This window comes from Thiolapillus sp. (genome assembly GCF_048562965.1).
In the GTDB taxonomy this organism is placed as follows: domain Bacteria; phylum Pseudomonadota; class Gammaproteobacteria; order Chromatiales; family Chromatiaceae; genus Thiolapillus; species Thiolapillus brandeum_A.
This window is the reverse complement of sequence record NZ_JBHNMF010000360.1, coordinates 1-3390: the sequence shown is the minus strand read 5'-3', so window position 1 is coordinate 3390 and position 3390 is coordinate 1. Positions and strand designations below refer to the sequence as shown.

Here is a 3390-nt window from a genome sequence, read left to right as displayed (position 1 = left end):
CATATTAGTCGGCTCTAATATTCATTGCTCCAAAAAATTGGGAAACTTCAGATATTCAGACTAGGCGCGTTGTTTCTGCAGGCGGTCGTCGAGTTCATCCCGGGAAGGCCAGGCCTGAATCACCGCATTCACGAGGGTCGCCAGAGGGATGGCGAAGAACACGCCCCAGAACCCCCAGAAGCCGCCAAATACCAGGATAGCCACGATAATGGCGATGGGGTGCAGGCTCACGACTTCGGAGAACAACAGGGGCACCAGCACATTGCCATCGAGCCCCTGAATGATGAAATAGGCCAGCGCCAGCCAGCCGAAATCCGCCGTCCAGCCCCACTGGAACCAGCCCACAGCCAGCACCGGAAAGGTGACTACAGTGGCGCCGATGTAGGGGATGATCACGGAAAGCCCCACCAGAACCCCTAGCAGCATGGCATATTGCAACCCCAGCAGGGTGAAGGTGACATAGCTGGCCGACCAGATGATGATGATCTCCCAGAACTTGCCGCGCACATAGTTGGAAATCTGGACATCCACTTCCCGCCACACATGCAGGGCAATCTTGCGGTCCTGGGGCATCATGCCGGCAATCCAGCTCAGTATCAGCTGCTTGTCCTTCAGAAAAAAGAACACCAACAAGGGCATCAGTACCAGATACACCAGCAGGGTGATGACACCCACTACCGATGAAAGTGACCAGGACAGAACCTTCTGGCCGATGTTGCCTGCCTCGCTACCAATGGTACCGATGACTTCCTGCACCTGATCCGCAGTGATGAGTTCAGGATATTTTTCCGGCAGCATCATCAAAGCCTGCTGCCCCTGTGCCAGCATGTTCGGCAACTGCTGCACCAGCTGGGTTACCTGACGGGACAGCAATGGCATCAGTCCGAACAGGATCAGCCCCAGCACGATCAGGAACAGGATGAACACGAACACCACCGCGATCATGCGCGGCACGCCCAGGCGCTGCAGCGGCGCCACCAGACCTTCGAGAAGATAGGCGATAACGATACTGGCCAGCACCGGCGCCAGCATGTCTCCCATGGTAATGACGATGACAAAACCACCCAGCAGCAGGGAAAGCAGAACCACGAGCTGGGGGTCTGAGAAAGTACGTCTGAGCCATTGAAAGATGAGCTGCATTTTCGCGCCTGTTATTTTTCGTTTTTCTGCAGGTAAATCTCGTAATGCTCCCGGAAAAGCACTTCGAGCTCATCGATCACTTCGGCTGCAGGCTGCCCCTGCAGCATGTGCGCTGTCATAAGCGAGGTGGCCCTGTCCAGCAGGGCATCACGATCAATCATGGGAAAGGTTTTCGTCAGCCTGCGCATGGCAGCCACCACCGATTCCTCCTGGGGGCGGGGGATATCCTCAGGCAGGCTCGGGCCACTGGCATCAGCCGGTGCCTGAGCGCCTTCCTGTTCCTGCTGCTGCCACAGGAATTGGGCAAAGGCCAGCAGGCTGTCACGCCGCTGCCCGTCCAGGCCGGAATACAGCCGCAGCAACCGGCGCTGTTCCTTCGGCAGACTGACTGCGGGGGAAAGCAAGTTCTAGTCTTCCTTTTCGCAATAACTGCGGGCAAATTCCAGCAGTTCATCCATGACCCGTACACGGAACTTCTGCTTCTGGTGCACGAAGGAAAAAGGACGATGCATGGGAGGATCCAGCTCCAGCACTTCCAGGGTCTGCAACTTGAGCTCCTTGGCGATGGTGGCCTCGGACACGATGGAAATACCCATGCCGGCTTCCACGGCGCCCTTGACTGCTTCCGGGCTACCCAGTTCCATCGCGACGTTCAGCCCATCCTTGCAGCCTTCAGCGTTGCAGACATATTCTTCGATGACCTCACGGGTGCCCGAGCCCTCTTCACGGCAGATAAAGGGATACTCCATCAGTTCGGACAGCTCAACCACCTCCTTTTCCGCAAGGCGGTGGCCCTTGGGAACGATGGCGACGAGCTTGTCATCGCGGCAGCTTTCGACAACCAGGTTCTTGTTGCCTACCTGCGCTTCCACCACGCCCAGGTCGATAACATTGTTTTCCACCATAGAAACAATACCTTCCGTATTGGAAACCTTCAGGTGAATGACCACATCTTCGTATTTTTTACGGAAATCACCCAGCAACGAGGGCAACATGTATTCGGCTATGGTCGTACTCGCTCCGATGGTCAGCGAACCGCTGATTTCCCCGATCATTTCCCGGACCATATTTTCCATTTCAGTGTATTGCTCGAAGATCTTGTCCGCATAGCCGTAAACCAGGGTACCGGCCTTTGTCAGGCTGATGCGGTTGTGCGTTCGGTCGAACAGGCGGGTATTGAAATACTCTTCGAGCTGGCGAACCTGAAAGGTCACCGCCGGCTGGGTCATGTGCAGGGTTTCTGCTGCCTTGGTAAAACTCAATAACTTTGCGACTGTGAAAAACACCTGTAGTCTGCGGTCGGCCATAATGCTTTCTGCTCCCGATACCGGTAGTGCGGAACATCCCCCTGTTGGCAAAACGCGCCCCCCTCTTTTTCCTGTCCAACACTGGCGTCAAACCGGGAAAAGCAGGGCAGGTTTGCCTGGACGTAAACTCCACAAACACCTGCGATAAATTTATCTTATATTATAAACTGCTAAAGCATAAACTTGCCACAAAAATACCGTGAATCCTTTGCTATTTGTCAAAAAAGCAACCGAAAGAACCAACCCCACCGCTATAAGAGATAGTGCTGGCATTTTTACGCGAATTGGCATAGCCTTTGAATAATTTCGCCACAAAGTATCATTTGTGTCACAGGCAGGGTACTTGGCTCATAAAATGCAGGCCAGCACACAGGCGATACGTACTATATCAAGGGAGACTCACCAGCATGAGAAAAACACCGATTCGCAAGCCACTGGGCCTGCTCATTGGCAGCATCCTGACGACCACCACGGCGTTCAACGTACAGTCAGCCGGTTTTGCCATCATCGAAAACAGCGCAAGCGGTATGGGTAACGCCTTCGCCGGCGCCGCCGCCGTTGCCGAAGACGCATCCACCGTCTATTTCAATCCAGCTGGCCTGACCAACTTGTCAGGTTCTCAGCTGGTTGCCGCCGGACATATCATTGTTCCGGGCGCCGATTTCAGCAACCGGGGTTCCTATGTGAACCCCGCGCTCACCGGGGGTGCGCCGATTGCCGGCTCGCTTTCCGGTGCGAATGACGATGGCGGAGAGACCGCTTTCGTTCCCAACCTCTACTACGCAACCCAGATCGATGACCAGTGGTTCGCCGGTGTCGGCGTCAACGCGCCTTTCGGCCTCGCCACAAAATATGATGATGCAAGCGTGTCTTCGGCCTCGTGATAGATTTTGGGACATCCCAGTCCCCAAAATCGACTCGGCCTTTGACAACCTATTGGTGC

4 protein-coding genes are annotated in these 3390 nt (G+C 55.1%); 1 reads left to right on the top strand and 3 read right to left on the bottom strand.

Annotated elements, in window-relative coordinates:
- Positions 1-60: 60 nt before the first annotated feature.
- From ACOCD2_RS14765 to ACOCD2_RS14755, 3 genes are read right to left on the bottom strand one after another with little or no spacing between them, the layout of a single operon-like run.
- Positions 61-1140 (bottom strand): AI-2E family transporter, encoded by a 1080-nt coding sequence (locus tag ACOCD2_RS14765; RefSeq protein ID WP_293648855.1) that lies wholly within the window; start codon positions 1138-1140, stop codon positions 61-63.
- A gap of 11 nt (positions 1141-1151) precedes the next feature.
- Positions 1152-1544, bottom strand: coding sequence for a hypothetical protein (locus ACOCD2_RS14760; protein WP_293648857.1), 393 nt, complete (start codon positions 1542-1544; stop codon positions 1152-1154).
- Positions 1545-1547: 3 nt separating this feature from the next.
- Positions 1548-2447 (bottom strand): selenium metabolism-associated LysR family transcriptional regulator, encoded by a 900-nt coding sequence (locus ACOCD2_RS14755; protein ID WP_293648859.1) that lies wholly within the window; start codon positions 2445-2447, stop codon positions 1548-1550.
- Between the two features lie 407 nt (positions 2448-2854).
- On the opposite strand from ACOCD2_RS14755, the gene ACOCD2_RS14750 reads away from it, so the two are divergent.
- Complete coding sequence (locus ACOCD2_RS14750) at positions 2855-3331, top strand: OmpP1/FadL family transporter (protein WP_293648861.1); 477 nt, start codon at positions 2855-2857, stop codon at positions 3329-3331.
- The last annotated feature ends 59 nt before the right edge of the window (positions 3332-3390 follow it).

Coding starts and splice junctions, on each gene's coding strand:
- ACOCD2_RS14755 (WP_293648859.1), bottom strand. CDS start 2,447: ATGGCCGACCGCAGACTACAGGTGTTTTTCACAGTCGCAAAGTTATTG.
- ACOCD2_RS14765 (WP_293648855.1), bottom strand. CDS start 1,140: ATGCAGCTCATCTTTCAATGGCTCAGACGTACTTTCTCAGACCCCCAG.
- ACOCD2_RS14750 (WP_293648861.1), top strand. CDS start 2,855: ATGAGAAAAACACCGATTCGCAAGCCACTGGGCCTGCTCATTGGCAGC.